This window comes from uncultured Helcococcus sp., from assembly GCF_946998255.1.
Taxonomy (GTDB): domain Bacteria; phylum Bacillota; class Clostridia; order Tissierellales; family Peptoniphilaceae; genus Helcococcus.
Genome location: NZ_CAMPYN010000079.1, coordinates 1 through 4,111 on the forward strand (window position 1 = coordinate 1; position 4,111 = coordinate 4,111).

The 4,111-nt window shown below is 31.7% G+C and carries 3 protein-coding genes; 1 reads left to right on the forward strand and 2 read right to left on the reverse strand.

Annotated features, from left to right (window positions below; genetic code table 11):
- Both Q0U66_RS05545 and Q0U66_RS05550 read right to left on the reverse strand, forming a co-directional pair.
- Positions 1–2,807 (reverse strand): phosphodiester glycosidase family protein (locus tag Q0U66_RS05545; protein WP_297378473.1); only part of this gene is annotated, 2,807 nt, incomplete at its 3' end.
- A gap of 87 nt (positions 2,808–2,894) precedes the next feature.
- Positions 2,895–3,650 (reverse strand): hypothetical protein, encoded by a 756-nt coding sequence (locus tag Q0U66_RS05550; RefSeq protein ID WP_297378476.1) that lies wholly within the window; start codon positions 3,648–3,650, stop codon positions 2,895–2,897.
- A gap of 222 nt (positions 3,651–3,872) precedes the next feature.
- On the opposite strand from Q0U66_RS05550, the gene Q0U66_RS05555 reads away from it, so the two are divergent.
- Positions 3,873–4,111: hypothetical protein (locus Q0U66_RS05555; RefSeq protein ID WP_297378478.1), on the forward strand; the 239-nt coding region annotated here is incomplete at its 3' end.

Sequence of the window (4,111 nt, forward strand, 5' to 3'; positions counted from 1 at the left end):
ACAAGTTTAAAGTCAGATATGTCTAAATCTAAATTATCATCAAAGTCTAATTCTACAGTTACTGTAGTTAAAGTACTTATTCTTTCAGCTAATTGTAATAGGAAGTCCCATGCTCCATTTTCAGGGTCATCCCCACCTGGTAATAGCTCAATCATACCCGCTAATTGTTCAGGTATTTCAATATCTTTCATATCTATAGCAAAGGTATACTCAATAGGCATATCTTTATCTGGATCAATTATATTGTATTTTCTGCTATCATCAGCTAAAACTTCCTCTTCTGAGTTGAAAACTTTTCTTAACCAAGATAGTGTCCTATTTCCACCGGTTGCATTATTAAAGTCATAAATAGTTTCATCTTCTTTATAGAAGTTTACTTCTAACTTATCTGATACTTGTGGATTATTTTTTAATTTTGCATTGATTATTAATGTTCTATTTTTGAAAGTACTATTGGTAGTTAAGGATAAATCTTTAAATACTCCTACATTTTCAACACTTGTAGAAAAATCTATGTCATTTTCGTTGATTTCTACTTGGTGACCATTGTAGGTTGCTACTAAAGGAAGTTCAAATTGTTTTTCATAGATTGCTGAAATCCTTGATTCGGAGAACTTTAAGTCAGTTGGTGTTACAACATTTAAGCTCTTGCTTCCAACTACCTTATTGTCATGTACTATTTGTACATCAACTTTACCTTCTTTTTTAGCAGTAAATTTATCACCATCTATAGATCCTATAGTAGAATCAGATAATTTCCACTCCCAACCTTCTGGTAGTTGTGCAGAGTTACCTGATGATGATACACCAGTTTTTTCTAAGTCTAAACTAGAACCTACAGTTAAATAATCTTTTTCTGTATCAATTAAAGCGTGTGAAAAATCATTATTTGTCTTTGATGTAGATACTACAAATAGGGATGAAGAAATTGATCTTTCATAACCATCTGATGGTCTTGTGATAATTGAAACCTTATCATCACCTTCTTTTTTAGCTGCCATAGATGCCGATCCACCACCATCTAGGTTCATAGCTATGACTGCACCTTCATCTATCATCATTTGAGCAACTTCTTCAAAGGTAGCACCTGTTGAATATGGTTTTTGTCTACCATCTACTGTTAAAAATATTACTCTATTATCAGCTGTTAACCCCACAGCAGATCTTGATGCCCTATTGATATCTCTTAGATTTTTTTCTACAGGTTTTACTAAAGACTTACCATCTCTTACAATGATGTTTTGTCCACCAATAGCTTCTATAACATCATCTTGCACATTTTGATATTCTTTACCTGTACCAATCATTGCTTTACCATTTTTTAATATGGCAAAGAAGTTTCTGTTGTTTCCAGGATTATATTTCACACCTTCCATTACCAATGGACCATTAGGTTTACCATTAGCCATGTCGTAAAAGTCACCATTTATAGCGGCAACAACTTGGTAGTTTTCAACATACTTATCTTTTTTATTTGGATCTGTATGGTTTTTAATAGCCGCTTCTATTTGGTCTGTCATCCTTGAGAATGTCCACTTTGTTGGATTGTTGTTGTAATAGTTAGCATGAACATGTACATCATCTCTTGATACATCTATCTTTGTTGTGTAATATACTGTTTGATGTTTTTCAGGAGTTAATACATAATTAATTTCATTTATTACCCCTGGAGCTAAAGTAGACTCTTTAGTTTGGAATTTTTCATATAGTTTTTCTTCTTTTGGCTCTTCTACATCTTCATCTTCATAATCAAGTTTTTCTAATTCAACTTTTGTTAAAATATATAAATAATCAGCAAAAGAATATACTGTAGCTTCTCTTAGGTCTTTTTCTCTCGAAAGCCCTCTTTCAGCTTCTAAAGATTTTACACCAGAGTTATTTGTATATATATTTAACATTTCTTGTCTGATTTCTTCTTTTGTTAACTTGTTAGGAAATCTATTTAAGATAAAGTATAAAGCCCTATCCTTATCTGACAAGGTCTTGGTATAATATTCTTCCATTAATTGACTTAAGTCTTTAGTTGAAGCCCTATAGTTGTTTAATAGGTAATAGGCATCTAAGTCACCACGAATATCAAGTATACCGAATGATGATTCAGCTTCATCGTCAACTTCTAGATATTTTTCTCTAATTTCTGTAGCCATGGTTTCAACATCAGATCTTGTAACCCTCGTACTTGAATATTTCAATAAGTCTACCAAGTCACCAGCCCAGCCACCAAAGTCAGAACTTGTTGAAGAGTTTTTGTTGGTAATACCAATATTCATAGTACCGAACATATGACCAAATTCTACTTCTTGGCCGTTTGGAGTTGTGAAGTTATTTAAATTTCTAACTCCGCTAGCTGTATTTCCTGTTTCTTTTTCTCTTTTAGCTACATATTCTATAAAGTCAGTTTTAGTTTTACCTGCTAATATTTCCCAACCACCTGATGATGCATACTTTTCCACACCAGTTCTAACATAGTTTAAAACTAATTCTTTTACATCTTCATTTGTATTGGTCTTAGCATATTCTTTAGCATATACTTCTAGGTTTTTTTGATGTGCTAAAAATTCTTTATAGGTAAAAACTTCTGCTTCATTTTGGACTGATGCCACTTGTGCTATATTTTCTTCTTCAGTAGCCTCGGTCTCTTCTTCATCTACAGTTATATCTTCATTTTTAGTTTCTGCTACAGTTTCGATATCTTCACCTGTATTGTCATCAAGATTAGCTAAAACTATGCTTGGTGCAAGATTACCAAAAACTAGTAGTAGGGCTAAGGTTAAAGATATAAACTCTTTTAATCTTTTTCTCAGCATAAATACCTCTCATATAAATATTAATATATTCAAAAAAAAGAGACTGGCCATACCAGTCTCTTAGTTTTACTTACTTAAAAGATCTTATTATTTATCTTCTTTCTTTTTAGATGTAAATACATAAGCCCCTGCTGATGTTAATAAAGTAATAGCTGATAAAGCTATACCCATATCGCTAGTACCTGGGTTCTTTTCAGTTGAAGTTACTGTTGTACCATCTTTTTTGTCGTTTTTATCTTTTGATTCTTCTGTTGTTTCTTCTTTTGATTCTTCAGAAGTTTCATCTTTTGATTCTTCCACTTCTTCTGCAGGTGTTAATGGTGTTAGTGGAATACTTGTTTCATCTTCATCTTCATCTTCGTCTTCTTCAGCTGGGAACATTGGTGTTAAAGGTACACCTGGGTTTTCATCTTCAGTTTCTTCATTGAAGTATCCTGCTTCTCCTAAGATTTCTTCAATAGCATCTACTGAATCAGCTTCTTCAACTTGTTTTACAAAGTCATTTAATGCTTCTTCTGATAATCCTTCAATTGATTTTAATTTTTCTTTAGCTTCTGCTTTTTGTTTTGCTAATGGATCAACTTCTGGTCTTTCATCAAAGTATCCTGCTTCTCCTAAAATTTCTTCAATAGCATCTACTGAATCAGCTTCTTCAACTTGTTTTACAAAGTCATTTAATGCTTCTTCTGATAATCCTTCAATTGATTTTAATTTTTCTTTAGCTTCTGTTTTTTGAGCTTCAGTTACTTCTCCTGCAGCAAATATACTGCTTGCTCCTGCTGAAACTACTAATGATAGCGCTAATAATAAAGCAGCTATTTTTCTTACAATACTTTTGTTCATAAAATCCTCCCTAAATATTGAACATATTGACATATGTACTTTAATTAAAAGTATATAGTATAAGTTACCTTTTTTCAAGTACAAACTTTCTATTTTCTTCTTTTACTGTATGTATTATTATAACTTTAACTTAATTATATAGCAATGTTATTCGTTATCATGTTATAATCTTAATATAAGATATTAAATATTATTAATAGATGACACATGAAAGGAGACTTTATGAAAAAATATCTATCTATAATCTTAGCTACTCTTTTGGTTTTAACTGCTTGTGGTAAAACTGATAGTGAAAGTAGCAAGGAATCAGTTAAAGAAACTAACATAGAAACAAGCAAGGAAACTACTAAAGAGACCATAAAAGAAACAGAAGCTGAAGAAGAAAAGATGGACCTTGCCCTTTACTATATTTTAGACATGGACAACGAGTTTACTTTAGTAAGAGAAGTCCACCAAGTAAA